Origin of the sequence: Klebsiella sp. RHBSTW-00484, from assembly GCF_013705725.1 — a bacterium.
Classification (GTDB): Bacteria; Pseudomonadota; Gammaproteobacteria; order Enterobacterales; family Enterobacteriaceae; genus Klebsiella.
The window spans coordinates 1,376,995-1,394,566 of record NZ_CP055481.1 but is presented as its reverse complement, the minus strand read 5'-3'; the positions used below and the strand labels follow the sequence as shown (position 1 = coordinate 1,394,566).

Here is a 17,572-nt window from a genome sequence, read left to right as displayed (position 1 = left end):
ATGTAGTCATATATATGGGCAGCTTCGGTTGCCCATATAATGACAACCTCCATAAACAAAAACGATTAACACCATATATATTGATATGGTGAAAAATATCCTGACAATGAAAAAGAAATATTTATATATATTATTAATATGCATTGCGACATTAGTTATGTATATACTCCAATCGGCAGAAACCTCTCGCCGTGATAAAGCCACATTAAATTATCTCGTTAGCTTAATTAATTCCCCCGCCGTTGATAAAGGTATAAACAAGCCGGGTATTTTTCTGGAAATTTCCGCGATTCGCGATAATCCAAAATCCCAATATAAGCTCGGCGCATATTATCTGGAAAAGAAAGCGGGAAATATTTATGACCCGCAAACAGGGGAAAAATGGATGCGGCTGGCCGCCGGGCAAAACTACGCCCCTGCCCAGCTCTGGTTAGGCAATATGTATCATCTGGGCTATAGCGTAGCGAAAAATATCCGGGAGGCCGCTCGTTGGTATCTGATAGCGGCAAACAACGGCAACTCCACCGCACAGAGCAATCTTGGCGTCTTGTATATGACCGGAGATGGTGTGAAGCAAGACCAGCAGCAAGCTGTCAGTTGGTATAAAAAATCCGCAGAACAGGGTGATGCCTCAGGTCAGCAAAATCTTGGCCGAAGCTATGAAAGAGGCCTTGGCGTTGCGCCAGATATTGAGCAGGCTATCCATTGGTATAAAAAATCGGCAGCGCAAAACTCTGCCTCCGCGCAGTTCGCCCTCGGTCAGCTCTATTACTTCGGTCAATACGTTCCGCAAAATTATGCTTTAGCCTGGGAGTGGTTTATGAAGGCGGCAAAACAGAACGATGTTAACGCCCTGTTTAATTTAGGCGTAATGTACAACGATGGTAACGGCGTAACAAAAAGCAAAGCGCAGACCTTATCCTGGTTTCGCAAAACCGCCGAACAAAATGATTCCGAGTCACAATATATTGTCGGAGAAATATACGACGAAGGAGATGGCGTTCAGGTAGATAAAAAACAGGCCGCATATTGGTATCAGCTCGCCGCCAATAATGGTCACCAGCAAGCGAAAAAAACGCTGGAGAAATAGCGCGGGTGAAAGAATGGGTGCATGAGAATGAAGCCCGACAACCAGTACGCGGGGTCACCCCCGCGTTGTTGCTACTTCTTCGATTCGTAAGCGAGAACAGCTTTAAACTCCATACTACGCTCTTTGATGCTCAACTCGCATAACGAATCGCGCACCATCAACGTAAATCCCAGCGCTGTGATGCACAGCACAATGATTGCCACAAGGGCATATTTTGTCAGCATGTCTTGCCTCCCTGCAAAGAAGAGACTAACATCTGAGTTGTTGATGTTCATCCGTTAGCCTCAGTTGATAGAAATATCTCCTGGGGCTTTCGTCTATCTGGAACCTCAAAAATGCTCAAAGCCAGATAGCCTCAAGCACCCGCGTTTATTCTATACCCGGCTGGCGTGATGTTTATAAATGAAAAAGAGTTTTACAGATATTTATTATAACTTGCGAGCACGCTCGTAAAACGCATATTACCTTACAGAGACAATTGCATTTTAAAATAGTAAACACTCACTTAGCCGGAGTAAAAATGACGGTGGCGTGCTATTAAAAATAGAATCTCACCGTTACCATCATATATGGATGGCTGGAGATATTCATGGCTGTTATTCTTTGCTCAATCATCGACTAAAAGAGCTTGTTTCGTTCTTCCGTACACGATGATCCGCCGAGGTGGATATAAAATGGGTGCTAGAGGATGGGTCCTGACAACCAGTACGCGGGGTCGCCCCCGCGTTGTTGCTACTTCTTCGATTCGTAAGCGAGAACAGCTTTAAACTCCATACTACGCTCTTTGATGCTCAGCTCGCATAACGAATCGCGCACCATCAGCGTAAATCCCAGCGCTGTGATACACAGCACAATGATTGCCACAAGGGCATATTTTGTCAGCATGTCTTGCCTCCCTGCAAAGAAGAGACTAACATCTGAGTTGTCTATGTTCATCCGTTAGCCTCAGTTGATAGAAATATCTCCTGGGGCTTTCGTCTATCTGAAATCTCACAAATGCTCAAAGCCAGATAGCCTCAAGCACCCGCGTTTATTCTATACCCGCTGATGACGAAAATTACCTTGAGTAAGTTGAATTCCATCTTTTTATTGCAGGTTGCGATAATGCTCGCAAGAGTTTATATCTATTAGTCCCAGCTTTAATTTATAAATCAAATATAAAACGGGCCCGACTTAGCGGACCCATTACTTTTAGCGCTTATCTTCCGCCAGCAGCGGCGGAATACTCGGTACCATTGGCGACTCATCAATATCCTTCTGCGTCATACGAAACGCTTCCGGATAGTGCTCGCGGCTGGTGCGGCGTAGCGGCTCGGTATCGCGCCAGGTGTAGAAACAGTGTTGGCACTGAAATACCGTCCAGACATCTTTTACCGGCGACTTCGCCAGCACTTCAATATGTTCATCGACGCAACGTGGACAAATCATCTTTATCTCCTTATTAACGGTTGGCCAGCATGGCGGTCAGTTTTTCAACCCAGGTTTTGGTTTCAGGGAGGTCCTGTACCGGCTGGCTGTAGTGACCACGAAGATCCGGCGCAACCGGCGTAGTCGCGTCGATAACCAGTTTGTCAGTGATCCCCGCCGGGCTTGAGCCAGGGTCAAGTTCCAGCACGGACATATTCGGCAACTGGACCAAATCCCCCGCCGGGTTCACTTTCGAAGACAGCGCCCACATCACCTGTGGCAGGTTGAACGGATCAACGTCCTCATCAACCATAATCACCATCTTCACATAGCCCAGACCGTGTGGCGTGGTCATCGCCCGCAGGCCAACCGCGCGGGCAAAGCCGCCGTAGCGTTTTTTAGTGGAGATAATCGCCAGCAGGCCGTGAGTGTACATGGCGTTGACGGCCTGCACTTCCGGGAATTCCGCTTTCAACTGCTGGTACAGCGGCACGCAGGTCGCCGGGCCCATCAGGTAGTCGATTTCTGTCCACGGCATACCGAGGTAGAGAGATTCAAAAATCGGTTTGGTGCGATAAGAGACTTTATCGATCCGCACCACCGTCATATTGCGCCCACCGGAGTAGTGACCGGTGAATTCACCAAACGGCCCTTCGATCTCGCGCTTGCGGCTCTCAATAACGCCCTCAAGAATCACTTCCGAGCCCCACGGCACGTCAAATCCGGTCAGCGGTGCGGTGGCAATCGGGTACGGACTTTCGCGCAGCGCGCCCGCCATCTCATATTCTGACTGATCGTACTTCAGCGGCGTGGCGCCCATCAGGGTGATAACCGGGTCATTACCGAGGGTGATAGCGATCGGCAGGTCTTCGCCGCGCTCTTCGGCTTTGTGCAGATGCAGCGCGATGTCATGCATTGGAATAGGTTGCAGGCCCAGCTTACGCTTGCCCTTCACTTCCATGCGATAGATACCGACGTTCTGCTTGCCAAAATTGTCCGGGTCCAGCGGATCGCGAGAAACCACGCAGGCTTTGTCGAGATAAAAGCCGCCATCGCCATCGTTCAGACGAAACAGCGGCAGAATATCAAACAGATTAATGTCTTCACCGTCGACGGTATTTTCTGCCCACGCTGGGTTTGCCCGACGCTCCGGCGTCACTGGGAATTTATCCCAGCGGCGAATGAACTCATCAATCTGTTTTCTCACCGGCGTATTCGGCGGCAAACCCATCGAAATAGCGTGGTTCTGCCACGAACCGATGGTGTTCATCGTCACACGAGCATCGGTAAAACCGCGAATATTGTCGAACCACAGCGCCGGTGCGCCATCGCCAATACGTCCGGTGGCGTTAGCGGCGGCAGCCAGATCCGGCTCCGCGTTAACTTCTTCGCTAATTTTCAGCAGTTGCCCCTGGTCGTCCAGCGCCTGCAAGAAGCTGCGCAAATCATCAAAAGCCATTATTCATTCTCCTGTGAAAAATTCTCTTCCGTCCGTAACCCGTTCCAGCGACGTGCTTTGTGATAATCCAGACCAAACTGATCCAGCACCCGCGCGACAACGTGGTCAGTGACGTCTTCAATGGTTTCAGGGTGGTTGTAATAAGCGGGCATCGGCGGCACCATCGCAACGCCCATGCGTGACAGAGCGAGCATATTTTCCAGATGGATGGTGCTCAGCGGCATTTCGCGTGCGACCAGCACCAGCTTGCGGCCCTCTTTCAGCACCACGTCAGCCGCCCGACCAACTAACCCTTCAGCATATCCGGCACGAATACCGGCCAGCGTCTTCATACTGCAAGGGATGACAATCATGCCGTCGGTACGAAATGAACCAGATGAGATGATGGCGGCCTGGTCGGCAGGGCTATGCGAGAAATCAGCCAGTTCAGACACTTCGCGCGCACTGTACGGCGTCTCCAGTTCTATCGTGGTTTTAGCCCATTTAGACATCACCAAATGGGTTTCCACTTCCGGCATCTCACGAAGCGCCTTAAGCAGCGCCACGCCCAGCGGAGCGCCCGTCGCCCCGGTCATCCCAACAATTAACTTCATCATCACCTCATACATTGTTCGTATACGAACATTTTTATTAACCCTACGCTTGCAAGGCCATCTACGCAAGGTTGTTTATATACGTCCGCATTTTTAATCAAAACAGGAAAAATGCGCAAAAGCACTGCGAAAGGCTATCATAGAGCCGACTGTTTTATTACGGAGTTGTCATGGAGTTAAGAAACGAGGCGTTCCATCTATTGCGCCAGCTTTTTCAACGGCACACCGCCCGCTGGCAGCACGTACTGCCGGATCTCACCAAACCACAGTATGCGGTGATGCGCTCGATTGCGGAGCATCCGGGCATTGAACAGGTGACGCTGACGGAGGCGGCAGTCAGCACCAAAGCGACGCTGGCGGAAATGCTGAGCCGCATGGAGAGCCGGGGACTGGTGCGTCGTGAGCACGATCCAGCCGACAAACGCCGCCGTTTTGTCTATTTAACCGAGGAAGGCCAGTTGTTGTTGGCAAACTCCATGCCACTGGGAAACGCCGTTGATGAAGAGTTTTTGGGTCGTCTGAGCGACGAAGAGCGCCAGCAGTTTTCACATATTATCCATAAGCTGATCGCGCAAGAACAAAAAGATTAACCCTGGCGTTCGCGTAAAAAATCAATAAACGCCCGGACCTTAGTTGGTACATGCTGCGCATCCGGGTAGACCGCGAACACACCCTGATGCGGAAAAGTAAATTCCGGCACCACCTGAACCAGTTTTTGTTCTCTTAGCGCAGTCGCCACCAGCCACTCGGGTAACAGTGCAACACCGCTACCCGCCAGCGCAAATGCCATCAGCGCACTGGCGCTGTCTGCCGACAGACGCGGTACCTTTTTAATGTCAAAAGCGATGCTCTCATCGCGCGGCCCGGTGAGCTGCCAGCGTAGCGGTGCGGACAGGCGCTCATGAATAATCCAATCCGCCTGAGCCAGCGCCTCAAGGGTTTTCAAAGGATGCTCAGCCAGCCATAACGGGGCAGCTACCGGGATAATGGCAAAGCGGGATATCAACGCCGCCCGGTAACGTGAATCCGCCAGCGTTCCGAGGCGAATCGCCACATCAAAACGCCCGGAGATTAAATCCGCGTGATGCGAAGAGGAAACGTGGCGCACGCGCAGCGCCGGGTGCCGCGCACTGAACTCCGCCAGCGCAGGAATAATCACCTGCGCACCATATTCTGGCGTCGTGGTCATCCGCAGTTCTCCGCTCAACCCCGAGTGGCTGGCCCGCACCTCATCTTGCAGGTTTTCAGCCGTTTTCAGTAACGCAACGCCGCGATGATAAAACAGCGAACCGGCCTCAGTCAGCGTCAGCCTGCGCGTGGATCGCAACAACAGCGTGACGCCAAGTTCGCTCTCCAGCTGTCGGACGTTAAAGCTAATCACCGCTTTAGTTTGCCCAAGCGCCGCTGCCGCAGCGGTAAAACTGCCGCTATCCACCACCGCCACAAACATGGTCATTCGCTGTAGATTCAGCATGCCATCACTTATTGTCAAAAAATTTTAGACAGTATATCCCCGAACGTCGCATTTATCCGCCCTACCGTCGAGGTTTAGAGTAGCGGCCTTCAAGAGGAATTTAAAATGACGTATCGCAGCAAGGTCGCAACCGTTTTTCTGCTTGGTTTCTTTCTCGACTTAATCAATATGTTTATCGCCAGCGTCGCCTTTCCAGCGATGAGTCAGGCGCTGCACGCATCGGTGGGCGAACTGGCGTGGGTGAGCAATGGCTATATCGCCGGACTCACCCTGGTACTGCCTTTCAGCGCCTGGCTCAGCCAGCGATTTGGTGCCCGGCGCATCTTTTTGCTTTCACTGGGCCTGTTCAGCGTCGGGGCGCTGGCCTCAGGACTGGCTGATTCGCTGACAAGCCTCATTTTGTGGCGCGCGTTGCAAGGGATGGGCGGCGGGCTGTTAATTCCAATAGGTCAGGCGCTAACATGGCAGCAGTTTAAGCCTCACGAGCGGGCTAAACTTTCCGCCGCGGTGATGATGGTCGGCTTGTTGGCTCCGGCATGTTCTCCGGCCCTGGGCGGAGTATTAGTCCAATCACTTAGCTGGCGATGGGTGTTCTTTGTCAGCCTGCCGCTCGCATTCATCACGCTTGGCCTGGCCGCACTGTGGCTGAAGGATGAGAACAACACCCCGCGAACGCGTCGTTTCCTGCATCTCTCTTTATTGCGAGATCCGCTGCTGCGTTTTTCGATGCTGGTGTATCTCTGCGTACCGGGGACGTTTATTGGCATTAACGTCGTCGGGATGTTTTATTTGCAAAACGTCACCGGATTGTCACCTTCCGCCATCGGCTCTCTGATGCTGCCGTGGTCGCTGGCCTCGTTTGCGGCTATCTCAATAACCGGTCGTTATTTTAATCGTCTAGGCCCGAGCCCGTTAATTGCTACGGGCTGCCTGCTACAGGCCGCTGGGATCTTCATATTGGTCGGCGTGGATCCACATACCGCCGGCAGTACGCTAATACTGGCATTTACCTTAATGGGCGCAGGCGGCAGCCTGTGCAGCAGTTCGGCGCAGAGCAGCGCGTTTCTTAACGTGGCGAACCCTGATATGCCGGACGCCAGCGCGCTGTGGAATATCAATCGCCAGCTTAGCTTCCTGATTGGCTCAGCAGTACTGGCTGCGTTGCTTAGTGCCCTTCTGCGTTACTACCCAACGGCACTGGCCTGGCGCGGCGTATTTATCAGCGCCGCCATGGTTACCCTCGTGCCGCTACTGAGCTGCCTGCGGTTTAATAACCGGGCTATAGTCATGCACCTACAGAGCAAAATGGAGAACCAATGAATCGCTATATCCAGGAAGTACTCGACGCGCACGTAGTCATCGAAAACTGGCTAAGTCAGGGCGAAGGGAGCATAGAGGCGTTAATGCTCCGTTTTAGCGCCGATTTTACGATGATCCCAACAAGCGGCATTCGGATGAGCCGTCAGGAAGTTAGCGCCTTTTTCAAGGGTGCCAGCGCCAGACGACCTGGTTTAAAGATTGTCGTTGATAGTACCGCCCTGCTCGCCGAATGGCACGATGGCGCAGCAGTTGAGTATCGCGAAACCCAATATCTTCCGGGTAAAGAGAAGAGCGTGCGCTGGTCGACGGTTATCTTCCGCCAGCAAGAGAAGAAAGTCATCTGGCAGCATCTGCACGAAACAGCTCAGGGATAGCGGGGCGCTAAAAAGAAAAAGGCTCAATCAGATGATTGAGCCTTTTTTAGGAAAGGTATCTTACTCGCGGAATAGCGCTTCGATGTTCAGCCCCTGGCCTTGCAGAATTTCCCGCAGACGGCGCAGACCTTCAACCTGGATTTGACGCACGCGTTCGCGGGTCAGACCAATTTCACGGCCCACATCCTCAAGCGTTGCGGCTTCATAACCCAGCAGACCAAAGCGACGAGCCAGCACTTCACGCTGCTTGGCGTTCAGTTCGAACAGCCATTTGACGATGGATTGTTTCATGTCATCGTCCTGCGTGGTGTCTTCCGGGCCGTTGTCTTTTTCATCGGCCAGGATATCCAGCAGCGCTTTCTCCGAGTCACCACCCAGCGGCGTATCCACCGAGGTAATGCGCTCGTTCAGACGAAGCATCCTGCTCACGTCATCAACCGGCTTATCCAGCTGTTCGGCAATCTCTTCCGCGCTTGGCTCGTGGTCCAGCTTATGGGACAACTCGCGTGCGGTACGCAGATAGACGTTCAGCTCTTTAACAATATGGATAGGCAAGCGAATGGTACGGGTTTGGTTCATTATCGCCCGTTCAATCGTTTGACGAATCCACCAGGTCGCATAAGTCGAAAAACGGAACCCACGTTCCGGGTCAAACTTCTCAACTGCGCGAATCAGCCCCAGGTTACCTTCTTCAATCAGATCCAGCAGAGCCAGACCACGATTGCCGTAACGACGGGCTATCTTGACGACCAGACGCAGGTTACTTTCAATCATCCGGCGGCGTGACGCAACGTCACCACGCAGCGCGCGACGAGCAAAATAAACCTCTTCTTCGGCGGTCAGCAGTGGGGAATAACCAATCTCACCAAGGTAGAGTTGCGTCGCATCAAGCACCCGTTGGGTTGCTCCCTGCGAAAGAAGCTCTTCTTCAGCCAGATCGCTATCACTGGGTTCCTCTTCAACTAAGGCTTTCTCGTCAAAAACCTCGACTCCGTTCTCATCAAATTCCGCGTCTTCATTTAAATCATGAACTTTCAGCGTATTCTGACTCATAAAGATGGCTCCTACCCGTGATCCCTGAGCAAAGCACCTTCGCTAAACATCATTCAAACGACACCCGGACGGTAATCTATATCTCCCGCCCTGACGCCTTTTCACTGATGCTACGCTTATGCGTACTTCGCCAAATTATCGCTGCGGTAAATACTGCAGCGGGTTGACGGATTTCCCCTTGTAACGAATTTCAAAATGCAAACGTGTCGAACTTGTACCTGTGCTACCCATGGTAGCGATTTTCTGCCCCGCTTTGATATCTTGTTGCTCTTTTACCAGCATCGTATCGTTATGAGCGTAGGCGCTCAGGTAATCATCGTTATGTTTGATGATAATAAGATTACCGTAACCGCGCAGTGCGTTACCGGCATAGACGACGCGCCCATCTGCGGTCGCGACAATAGCCTGTCCTTTACTGCCTGCAATATCGATACCTTTGTTGCCTCCTTCGGAGCCACTAAAGTTCTCGATAACTTTGCCATCAGTCGGCCAGCGCCATGAAGAGATCGGCGAACTGGTTGACGTACTGCTTGCAGTCGATTGGGTTGTGCTGACAGCTGGAGCCGTAACTGGCGCGACGGTTGTAGTCGTCGTCGCAGGCTTGTTGTTCGGCAACATCTTATTAGCACTCTGTTCACCTGAAGATTCAGAATACGTAATAGTTGGTTGTGACGCAACCACCGCGGTCGATTTTTGTGCAGAATTTGCGGTCAGCATCCCACCGCTGCTGGCCTGCGCGCTGGCCTGTGCAACGGCATTATCGCCGGTGATCGGCTGGCCTGACGCATTACCGACCTGAAGCGTCTGACCGACGTTCAAACCGTACGGTGCCGGGACATTATTGCGCTGAGCCAGGTCGCGGAAGTCGTTCCCGGTGACCCATGCAATATAGAACAGCGTATCGCCGCGTTTAACGGTATAAGTACTGCCGCCGGTATAGCTACCTTTAGGAATATTCCCATACTTACGGTTGTAAACAATCTTGCCATCAACCGTTTGTACCGGCTGCTGGGCCATCGGCTGAACCTGGGTAGGCTGCGTCTGTACCGGTTGAGTTTGTACCGGGCGCGCCTGTGGAACGGTGGAAGTGCCGGTATTGGAGGGCGGCGTGATCAGCATTCCGGAATTGGTACTGGAAGATGAAGCACCGCCAGCTGAACTGACCGGCGCTGGCGCATTATTGGAGCTGCTACAGCCTGCCAGCCAGAGTGACACCAGTGATAAAGCCGCAATGCGACTTAAGGTAAATTTTGGGCTTCCCGCGCTCATTTATCCCCCAGGAATATGTTAACTGCCAATATCTTGCTCACCGGGCAGCGCCCGGCCAGGACACGAAAAATGCGTCCACCCTATGCCTAAACTTAAGCAAAAAAACCTGGAATAATCCGGGTTCAGGCCAACTCCCCTTTGACAAGAGGAACAAAGCGCACGGCTTCGACAGTATCAATCACAAAATCGTTGCCGCGTCGACGGATCCGCTTCAGAAACTGATGCTCTTCGCCCACTGGCAATACCAGCACGCCGCCATCATCCAGTTGCGCCAGCAGTGCGGCCGGAATTTCCGGCGGCGCAGCGGTAACGATAATCGCGTCGAACGGCGCACGCGCGTGCCAACCCTGCCACCCATCGCCGTGACGGGTTGAAACATTATGTAAATCAAGTTGTTTCAGGCGGCGGCGCGCATGCCACTGTAAACTCTTAATCCGCTCAACCGAGCAAACATGGTGCACCAGATGCGCCAGTATTGCCGTTTGATAGCCTGAACCAGTGCCAATCTCCAGCACCCTTGAGTCCGGTGTTAGCGTCAGAAGCTCGGTCATCCGCGCTACCATATAGGGTTGCGAGATAGTTTGCCCCTGACCAATCGGCAATGCGGTGTTTTCCCACGCTTTATGTTCAAAGGCTTCATCAACAAACTTTTCTCGCGGCACCTGAGCGATAGCGTCCAGTACGCGCTCGTCGACAATGCCCTGAGTGCGAAGCTGATTGAGAAGACTTTCAACACGTTTACTTACCATTGCGTATCAACCCCGACGCGTTCCAACCAGCCGCTAACCACTTCATGTGCGCTATGGGCGGTTAAATCGACATGCAGCGGAGTGACGGAAACGTAGCCTTCATCCACGGCCGCAAAGTCAGTATCCGGCCCGGCATCGTACTTTTCGCCTGGCGGACCAATCCAGTACAACGTATTGCCGCGCGGATCTTTCTGCGGAATCACCTGATCGGAAGGATGACGGCTGCCGCAGCGGGTCACGCGAATACCTTTAATCTGCTCAAGAGGCAGATCCGGTACGTTGATATTGAGAATACGCCCGGTGCGCAACGGCTCGCGGCTTAATGCTCGCAGAATAGAGCAGGTGACCGCGGCGGCGGTGTCATAATGCTGATAGCCGTTTAGCGACACGGCCAGCGCCGGAAAGCCCAGATGGCGGCCTTCCATTGCAGCGGCTACGGTACCGGAGTAAATAACGTCGTCGCCGAGGTTGGGCCCGGCGTTAATACCTGAAACGACGATATCCGGACGCGGGCGCATCAGGGCGTTAACGCCGAGATAAACGCAGTCCGTCGGAGTGCCCATCTGCACGGCGATATCGCCATTATCGAAAGTGAAGGTGCGTAGTGAGGATTCCAGCGTCAGGGAGTTCGATGCTCCGCTGCGGTTACGATCGGGTGCAACTATCTGAACCTCAGCGAATTCCCGTAAGGCCTTCGCCAGGGTCTGAATCCCTGGCGCATGAATCCCGTCATCGTTACTCAGCAATATTCGCATAATCACCCGTTGTATTGATAAGCTCCCTTACCACGCTGGTAGCAAAGCTGCCTGCTGGCAGCCAGAAACGCAGTTCCACGGTGACGTCATCCCACCAGCTCCAGCTCATCTGCTGCGGGTAGAGCAGCATCGCCCGGCGAGCCGCTTCCACTTTTTCACGCACCAGAAGCGCCTGTAACTGCGTCTCTTCGGCTACTGCCGCCTGCTCGGCGGCCAGCGCATCCCGTTGGCTTCCCCAATCGCCGCTACCCACAAGCGCAGCAGTGATCATCAGTTCACGGTTATCAACCCGTTCCTGGAGTTCCGCGAATTCTTCAGAGGTCGCAACGAACCAGCTTCCGCGCCCCGCTAATTGTAGCGCATCACCATCAACAACCTGATTAAATTCCGGTTTTTTTAATCTAATACCAACCTGTTGATTAAACAATGCGCTGCGGGCCGCCGACAACCAAAAACTGCGTTTATTGCGATCGCGCACCGGCGCACCGCTCTCAGCCCAGCGCAGGGCACCTTGCAAATTGCTACCGCCGATACCAAAGCGCTGAGCGCCAAAATAGTTCGGAACGCCCTGATCAGCAATCGCCTGCAGGCGCTTTTCGACATCATCACGGGCGCTAACTTCACGCAGCACCAGAGTGAACTGGTTGCCTTTCAGTGCTCCCAGACGCAGCTTGCGCTTGTGGCGCGCGTATTCGAGAACCTGGCAGCCTTCGAGCTGAAATTTGCTCAGGTCAGGCATCTCTTTACCCGGCACTCGGGCACACAGCCACTGCTCGGTGACCGCGTGTTTGTCCTTCTGTCCGGCAAAGCTCACTTCACGCGCATGAATTTTAAGGAATTTTGCCAGAGCTTCAGCAACAAAACGCGTATTGCAGCCATTTTTCAGAATCCGCACCAGTACGTGCTCGCCTTCACCGTCAGGCTCAAAGCCGAGATCCTCAACCACCACAAAGTCTTCCGGGTTCGCTTTTAGCAGCCCCTGAGCCAGCGGTTTTCCATGCAGATAAGTGAGTTCGTCAAACGCAATCATTTGTCAGCCTTACGCAATAGCGCCACCGCTTCACAAGCGATGCCTTCACCGCGCCCGGTAAAGCCCAGCTTTTCGGTCGTCGTGGCTTTGACGTTAACGTCGTCCATATGGCAGCCAAGATCTTCTGCGATAAAGACGCGCATCTGCGGGATATGCGGCAGCATTTTCGGTGCCTGGGCGATGATGGTGACGTCAACGTTGCCAAGGCTATAGCCCTTCGCCTGAATCCGCCGCCACGCTTCGCGCAGCAGCTCGCGGCTATCGGCCCCTTTAAAAGCCGGGTCAGTGTCCGGAAACAGCTTGCCAATATCGCCTAGCGCAGCCGCGCCCAGTAGCGCGTCGGTCAGCGCATGCAGCGCCACATCGCCATCGGAATGTGCCAGCAGCCCTTTTTCATAAGGCACGCGAACGCCACCAATAATGATTGGGCCTTCACCGCCAAAAGCGTGTACGTCAAAACCATGTCCAATTCGCATTAAGCCTTCTCCTGGTGTCGGGAACGGGTAAGGTAAAATTCGGCCAGCGCCAGGTCTTCCGGGCGCGTCACTTTAATATTATCAGCTCGTCCGGCAACCAGTTCAGGATGGAAGCCGCAGTACTCCAGCGCCGAGGCTTCATCGGTAATGGTTGCCCCTTCATTGAGCGCGCGCGTCAGGCAATCAACAAGCAGCTCACGAGGGAAAAATTGCGGCGTCAGCGCATGCCATAAATCGTTGCGCTCGACGGTATGGGCGATAGCGACTTTGCCCGGCTCCGCGCGCTTCATGGTATCGCGAACCGGAGCGGCCAGAATGCCACCCACTCGGCTGGTTTCACACAGCTGAAGCAGGCGGCTGAGGTCGTCCTGATGCAGACAGGGGCGCGCGGCATCGTGCACCAGCACCCAATCGGCCTCATCCAGCGCCTTCAGGCCCGCGAGGACGGAGTCCGCGCGCTCGGTGCCGCCATCAACGACGGTAATTTGTGGGTGATTCGCTAACGGAAGTTGGCTAAAACGCACATCGCCGGGGCTGACGGCGATGACCACCCGCTGCACGCGCGGGTTCGCCAACAACGCAGCAACTGCGTGTTCGAGAATCGTTTTGTTACCGATTGAGAGATATTGTTTTGGGCATTCCGTTTGCATGCGGCGGCCAAAACCGGCTGCCGGCACCACGGCGCAAACGCCCGGAAAAGTGGCTGCCATGTCGTAATCCTGGGCCTGTCTATCGATTATTCTGCTGTTGTCCCGCCGCCTGGTTGCGTTTTGACGCATCCGGCACCAGACGATAAAACGTTTCGCCCGGGCGGGTCATACTGAGTTCATTGCGCGCACGTTCTTCGATAGCTTCCTGGCCGCCATTGAGGTCGTCAATTTCGGCGAACAGCTGATCGTTGCGTGCTTTTAATTTGGCATTGGTTGCCTGCTGAGCGGAGACATCGTCATTAACCCGGCTATAGTCGTGCAGACCATTTTTGCCGAACCAAAGCGAGTACTGCAGCCAGACCAGCAAAGCCAATAATAGCAGCGTTAATTTACCCATCCTGCCCCCTGAAAAACGGCATCATCATCCCATAACTCGCCCGAGTACTCTACTCTGGCGCGCGGACGACGCCGCGTAACGCGGGGACTGTACCACATTTTTACCGTTGATACCCAGGCTAGATTCATTCGTAAAAAGGACTATCCCAGCAGCCAGAGGAACAGCAGACCGAACATCAGTCCGACGGTCAAAATCGTCGCACCAACACTGTAGCGAAGTTTACCGTCCAATAGGGAATGCAGCGCGATCCCGACCACCACGGCAACCGGCATGATTGCCAGGAAGAAGGGCCAGGTATAGAGGAGGAAAAATAGCGTGTTACCGCCATAGATAAGGAAGGGAATACCCAGCGCCAGCAGCCATGAGATAAAACCCACGGCAGCGCCTGACAGAGACCAGGTGGTCTCGTCATTAGCCACGGGGGGCGGTTCTGAACGAAAAATAGTGATGTTCTGGGTATTACGCATATCGAATCCTGTTGACCGGGCGACCGGCACCCATCGATGCCGTCGCCGTTTCAGGATCTGATAATATCGCTCTGTCGGAGCAGGTCTAATAGTTGGTGCACCAAATTTGTTACCAATTGTTCACCGTCGAGATGGATTTCCGCTCTCTCCGGGGATTCATATACTGAATCAATCCCGGTAAAATTACGCAACTCCCCCGCTCGCGCCTTCTTGTATAAGCCTTTCGGGTCCCGCGCCTCGCAGATAGCCAGCGGCGTATCGACAAAAACCTCGATAAAGCGCCCTTCGCCTAGCCGCTCGCGCACCATTTGCCGCTCCGCACGATGCGGAGATATAAATGCCGTCAATACAACCAGCCCGGCATCGACCATCAGCTTCGCCACTTCACCCACGCGGCGAATGTTTTCTTTGCGGTCATCATCGCTGAATCCAAGGTCGCTACACAGGCCATGACGCACGTTATCACCATCCAGCAAATAAGTGCTCACACCAAGCTGATGCAGCGCCTCTTCCAGCGCACCGGCAACGGTGGATTTCCCCGAGCCCGAAAGCCCGGTGAACCACAGCACCACGCCGCGATGGCCGTGATGCTGCTCGCGCTGCTCCTGGGTCACCGGATGCGCATGCCAGACGACGTTTTCGTCATGCTGGGCCATTATTTGCCTCCCAGCAGGTCGCGAGCGTCCCAGTGCGGGAAGTGCTTGCGAACAAGCTGGTTCAGCTCAAGCTCAAATGCGCTGTACTGCGAAGCGCCCGTTTGCGCCTGCTCGTTCGGTTCGCGTACCATGCCCGCGCCAACGGTGACGTTAGTCAGACGGTCGATAAAGATAAGCCCTCCGGTCACCGGGTTATCCTGGTATTTATCCAGCACCAGCGGTTCGTCAAAGGTCAAATCCACCAGGCCAATACCGTTCAGCGGCAGCGATTCCACTTCTCGCTGGGTCAGGTTATTGATATCCACCTGATAGCGAACGCCATCGATACGCGCGCGGGTTTTCTTACCGGCGATTTTAATGTCGTAGCTCTGGCCTGGAGTCAACGCTTGTTCCGCCATCCAAACCACGTCGATACTGGCACTCTGCACCGCAGGTAGAGAGACCGCTGCATCAACCAGCAGATCGCCACGACTAATATCAATTTCGTCTTTCAGCACAATCGTGATCGCTTCCCCGGCGCCCGCTTGCGGCAGGTCACCGTCAAAGGTGACGATACGCGCGACGCTGGATTCCACGCCCGACGGCAGCACCTTCAGGCGCTGACCGAGCGTCACGGTGCCGGACGCCACGGTACCGGAAAAACCGCGGAAATCGAGGTTCGGACGGTTAACATACTGTACCGGGAAGCGCAGCGGCTGATTTTCGACCGCACGCTGAATTTCAACGGTTTCCAGCACTTCCAGCAGCGTTGGGCCGCTATACCAGCGCATTTTGTCGCTCTGGTTAGCAACGTTGTCCCCATCCAGGGCTGACAGCGGCACAAAGCGAATATCCAGATTGCCCGGCAGCTGTTCGGCGAAAGTCAGATACTCTTCGCGAATGCGGTTAAAGGTCTCTTCGCTAAAATCGACGAGATCCATTTTGTTCACCGCCACCACCAGGTGCTTGATCCCCAGCAGCGTGGAGATAAAACTGTGGCGACGGGTCTGATCCAGCACGCCTTTACGCGCGTCGATCAACAAGATCGCCAGGTCGCAAGTCGATGCGCCGGTCGCCATATTACGGGTGTACTGCTCATGCCCCGGGGTGTCGGCGATAATAAATTTGCGCTTCTCGGTGGAGAAATAGCGATAGGCCACGTCAATAGTAATGCCCTGCTCGCGCTCGGCTTGTAAGCCATCCACCAGCAACGCCAGATCGAGCTTCTCGCCCTGAGTACCGTGACGCTTGCTGTCATTGTGCAGCGAAGAGAGCTGATCTTCGTAAATCTGTCGAGTATCGTGCAGCAGCCGGCCAATCAGCGTACTTTTGCCGTCATCGACGCTGCCGCAGGTCAGAAAACGCAGCAGGCTTTTATGCTGCTGGGCGTGCAGGTAGGCTTCGACTCCGCCTTCATCGGCAATTTGTTGTGCAATAGTGGTATTCATGGCGGCTCCTTAGAAATAACCCTGACGTTTCTTCAGCTCCATGGAGCCTGACTGGTCGCGGTCAATCACGCGTCCTTGTCGTTCGCTGGTGGTGGAGACCAGCATCTCTTCGATGATCTCCGGCAGCGTTTGCGCGTTGGATTCCACCGCGCCGGTCAGCGGCCAGCAGCCGAGGGTACGAAAGCGCACCATCTGTTTTTTGATCATCTCGCCGGGCTGTAAATTAATCCGATCGTCGTCGATCATCATCAGCATGCCGTCACGTTCCAGCACCGGACGCTCTGCCGCCAGGTACAGCGGAACGATTTCAATATTTTCCAGATAGATGTACTGCCAGATATCCAGCTCGGTCCAGTTGGAGAGCGGGAACACGCGGATGCTTTCGCCTTTGTTAATCTGGCCGTTATAGTTGTGCCACAGCTCCGGGCGCTGGTTTTTCGGGTCCCAGCGGTGGAAACGATCGCGGAAAGAGTAGATACGCTCTTTGGCGCGGGATTTCTCTTCATCACGACGTGCGCCGCCGAACGCGGCATCAAAGCCGTATTTGTTCAGCGCCTGCTTAAGACCTTCGGTTTTCATAATGTCGGTGTGCTTAGCGCTGCCGTGCACGAATGGGCTAATGCCCATTGCTACCCCTTCCGGGTTTTTATGTACCAGCAGCTCACAGCCGTAGGCTTTAGCGGTACGGTCGCGGAACTCGTACATTTCGCGGAATTTCCAGCCGGTATCGACGTGCAGCAGCGGGAACGGCAGAGTACCGGGATAAAACGCTTTGCGCGCCAGATGCAGCATCACGCTGGAGTCTTTGCCGATGGAGTACATCATCACCGGGTTAGAGAATTCGGCGGCCACCTCACGAATGATATGGATGCTTTCCGCCTCCAGTTGCCGCAGGTGAGTAAGTCGTTTTTGGTCCATAACCGTTC

22 protein-coding genes are annotated in these 17,572 nt (G+C 54.0%); 4 read left to right on the top strand and 18 right to left on the bottom strand.

Annotated elements, in window-relative coordinates:
- The first annotated feature begins 88 nt into the window (after positions 1 to 88).
- Positions 89 to 1,090 carry a tetratricopeptide repeat protein gene (locus tag HV213_RS06725; protein ID WP_181485125.1) on the top strand — a complete coding sequence of 334 codons (1,002 nt, stop codon included), beginning with the start codon at positions 89 to 91 and terminating at the stop codon, positions 1,088 to 1,090.
- A gap of 71 nt (positions 1,091 to 1,161) precedes the next feature.
- Here the strand turns inward: HV213_RS06725 and HV213_RS06720 are convergent, their stop codons facing one another.
- The 5 genes from HV213_RS06720 to HV213_RS06700 form a co-directional block, all read right to left on the bottom strand.
- Positions 1,162 to 1,314, bottom strand: a complete 153-nt coding sequence (locus HV213_RS06720) for a Hok/Gef family protein (RefSeq protein ID WP_112213844.1) — start codon at positions 1,312 to 1,314, stop codon at positions 1,162 to 1,164.
- A 508-nt stretch (positions 1,315 to 1,822) separates the two neighbouring features.
- Positions 1,823 to 1,975 carry a Hok/Gef family protein gene (locus tag HV213_RS06715; protein WP_112213844.1) on the bottom strand — a complete coding sequence of 51 codons (153 nt, stop codon included), beginning with the start codon at positions 1,973 to 1,975 and terminating at the stop codon, positions 1,823 to 1,825.
- A 306-nt stretch (positions 1,976 to 2,281) separates the two neighbouring features.
- On the bottom strand, positions 2,282 to 2,518 hold the full coding sequence (locus tag HV213_RS06710; RefSeq protein ID WP_112213845.1) for a non-oxidative hydroxyarylic acid decarboxylases subunit D: 237 nt from the start codon (positions 2,516 to 2,518) through the stop codon (positions 2,282 to 2,284).
- Between the two features lie 13 nt (positions 2,519 to 2,531).
- Positions 2,532 to 3,956: a non-oxidative hydroxyarylic acid decarboxylases subunit C gene (locus tag HV213_RS06705; protein WP_181485124.1), complete on the bottom strand. Its 1,425-nt coding sequence runs from the start codon at positions 3,954 to 3,956 to the stop codon at positions 2,532 to 2,534.
- Positions 3,956 to 4,549, bottom strand: coding sequence for a non-oxidative hydroxyarylic acid decarboxylases subunit B (locus HV213_RS06700; RefSeq protein ID WP_181486348.1), 594 nt, complete (start codon positions 4,547 to 4,549; stop codon positions 3,956 to 3,958). The genes HV213_RS06705 and HV213_RS06700 overlap by 1 nt, the downstream gene beginning before the upstream one ends.
- 170 nt (positions 4,550 to 4,719) lie before the next feature.
- On the opposite strand from HV213_RS06700, the gene HV213_RS06695 reads away from it, so the two are divergent.
- Complete coding sequence (locus HV213_RS06695) at positions 4,720 to 5,139, top strand: MarR family winged helix-turn-helix transcriptional regulator (RefSeq protein ID WP_181485123.1); 420 nt, start codon at positions 4,720 to 4,722, stop codon at positions 5,137 to 5,139.
- On the opposite strand, the gene HV213_RS06690 is transcribed toward HV213_RS06695, so the two are convergent.
- Positions 5,136 to 6,023 (bottom strand): LysR family transcriptional regulator, encoded by an 888-nt coding sequence (locus HV213_RS06690; RefSeq protein ID WP_181485122.1) that lies wholly within the window; start codon positions 6,021 to 6,023, stop codon positions 5,136 to 5,138. The two genes, HV213_RS06695 and HV213_RS06690, sit on opposite strands and share 4 nt — an antisense overlap.
- 105 nt (positions 6,024 to 6,128) lie before the next feature.
- Between HV213_RS06690 and HV213_RS06685 the strand changes: the two genes are divergently transcribed.
- Positions 6,129 to 7,343 carry an MFS transporter gene (locus HV213_RS06685; protein ID WP_181485121.1) on the top strand — a complete coding sequence of 405 codons (1,215 nt, stop codon included), beginning with the start codon at positions 6,129 to 6,131 and terminating at the stop codon, positions 7,341 to 7,343.
- Positions 7,340 to 7,717 (top strand): DUF4440 domain-containing protein, encoded by a 378-nt coding sequence (locus HV213_RS06680; RefSeq protein ID WP_181485120.1) that lies wholly within the window; start codon positions 7,340 to 7,342, stop codon positions 7,715 to 7,717. The genes HV213_RS06685 and HV213_RS06680 overlap by 4 nt, the downstream gene beginning before the upstream one ends.
- Positions 7,718 to 7,777: 60 nt before the next feature.
- On the opposite strand, the gene rpoS is transcribed toward HV213_RS06680, so the two are convergent.
- The 12 genes from rpoS to cysD form a co-directional block, all read right to left on the bottom strand.
- Positions 7,778 to 8,770, bottom strand: a complete 993-nt coding sequence (gene rpoS / locus HV213_RS06675) for an RNA polymerase sigma factor RpoS (RefSeq protein WP_110275838.1) — start codon at positions 8,768 to 8,770, stop codon at positions 7,778 to 7,780.
- A gap of 135 nt (positions 8,771 to 8,905) precedes the next feature.
- A complete protein-coding gene (gene nlpD / locus HV213_RS06670; RefSeq protein WP_181485119.1) occupies positions 8,906 to 10,039 on the bottom strand; it encodes a murein hydrolase activator NlpD in 1,134 nt (377 codons plus the stop codon).
- 122 nt (positions 10,040 to 10,161) lie between these two features.
- Positions 10,162 to 10,788, bottom strand: a complete 627-nt coding sequence (locus HV213_RS06665; protein WP_181485118.1) for a protein-L-isoaspartate(D-aspartate) O-methyltransferase — start codon at positions 10,786 to 10,788, stop codon at positions 10,162 to 10,164.
- Positions 10,782 to 11,543: a 5'/3'-nucleotidase SurE gene (gene surE / locus HV213_RS06660; RefSeq protein ID WP_110275841.1), complete on the bottom strand. Its 762-nt coding sequence runs from the start codon at positions 11,541 to 11,543 to the stop codon at positions 10,782 to 10,784. Before surE ends, HV213_RS06665 begins: the two co-directional genes overlap by 7 nt.
- Entirely contained in the window at positions 11,524 to 12,573 is a 1,050-nt protein-coding gene (gene truD / locus HV213_RS06655; RefSeq protein WP_181485117.1) for a tRNA pseudouridine(13) synthase TruD, read from the bottom strand. Before truD ends, surE begins: the two co-directional genes overlap by 20 nt.
- Positions 12,570 to 13,049, bottom strand: coding sequence for a 2-C-methyl-D-erythritol 2,4-cyclodiphosphate synthase (gene ispF / locus HV213_RS06650; RefSeq protein ID WP_110275843.1), 480 nt, complete (start codon positions 13,047 to 13,049; stop codon positions 12,570 to 12,572). Before ispF ends, truD begins: the two co-directional genes overlap by 4 nt.
- Positions 13,049 to 13,759 (bottom strand): 2-C-methyl-D-erythritol 4-phosphate cytidylyltransferase, encoded by a 711-nt coding sequence (gene ispD, locus HV213_RS06645; RefSeq protein WP_110275844.1) that lies wholly within the window; start codon positions 13,757 to 13,759, stop codon positions 13,049 to 13,051. The genes ispF and ispD overlap by 1 nt, the downstream gene beginning before the upstream one ends.
- 19 nt (positions 13,760 to 13,778) lie before the next feature.
- On the bottom strand, positions 13,779 to 14,096 hold the full coding sequence (gene ftsB / locus HV213_RS06640) for a cell division protein FtsB (RefSeq protein ID WP_004104977.1): 318 nt from the start codon (positions 14,094 to 14,096) through the stop codon (positions 13,779 to 13,781).
- A gap of 140 nt (positions 14,097 to 14,236) precedes the next feature.
- Entirely contained in the window at positions 14,237 to 14,563 is a 327-nt protein-coding gene (locus tag HV213_RS06635; RefSeq protein ID WP_110275845.1) for a DUF3561 family protein, read from the bottom strand.
- 50 nt (positions 14,564 to 14,613) lie between these two features.
- Entirely contained in the window at positions 14,614 to 15,219 is a 606-nt protein-coding gene (gene cysC / locus HV213_RS06630) for an adenylyl-sulfate kinase (protein ID WP_142514524.1), read from the bottom strand.
- On the bottom strand, positions 15,219 to 16,646 hold the full coding sequence (gene cysN / locus HV213_RS06625; RefSeq protein WP_181485116.1) for a sulfate adenylyltransferase subunit CysN: 1,428 nt from the start codon (positions 16,644 to 16,646) through the stop codon (positions 15,219 to 15,221). Before cysN ends, cysC begins: the two co-directional genes overlap by 1 nt.
- 9 nt (positions 16,647 to 16,655) lie before the next feature.
- Positions 16,656 to 17,564 carry a sulfate adenylyltransferase subunit CysD gene (cysD, locus tag HV213_RS06620; RefSeq protein ID WP_112213858.1) on the bottom strand — a complete coding sequence of 303 codons (909 nt, stop codon included), beginning with the start codon at positions 17,562 to 17,564 and terminating at the stop codon, positions 16,656 to 16,658.
- Positions 17,565 to 17,572 lie beyond the last annotated feature (8 nt).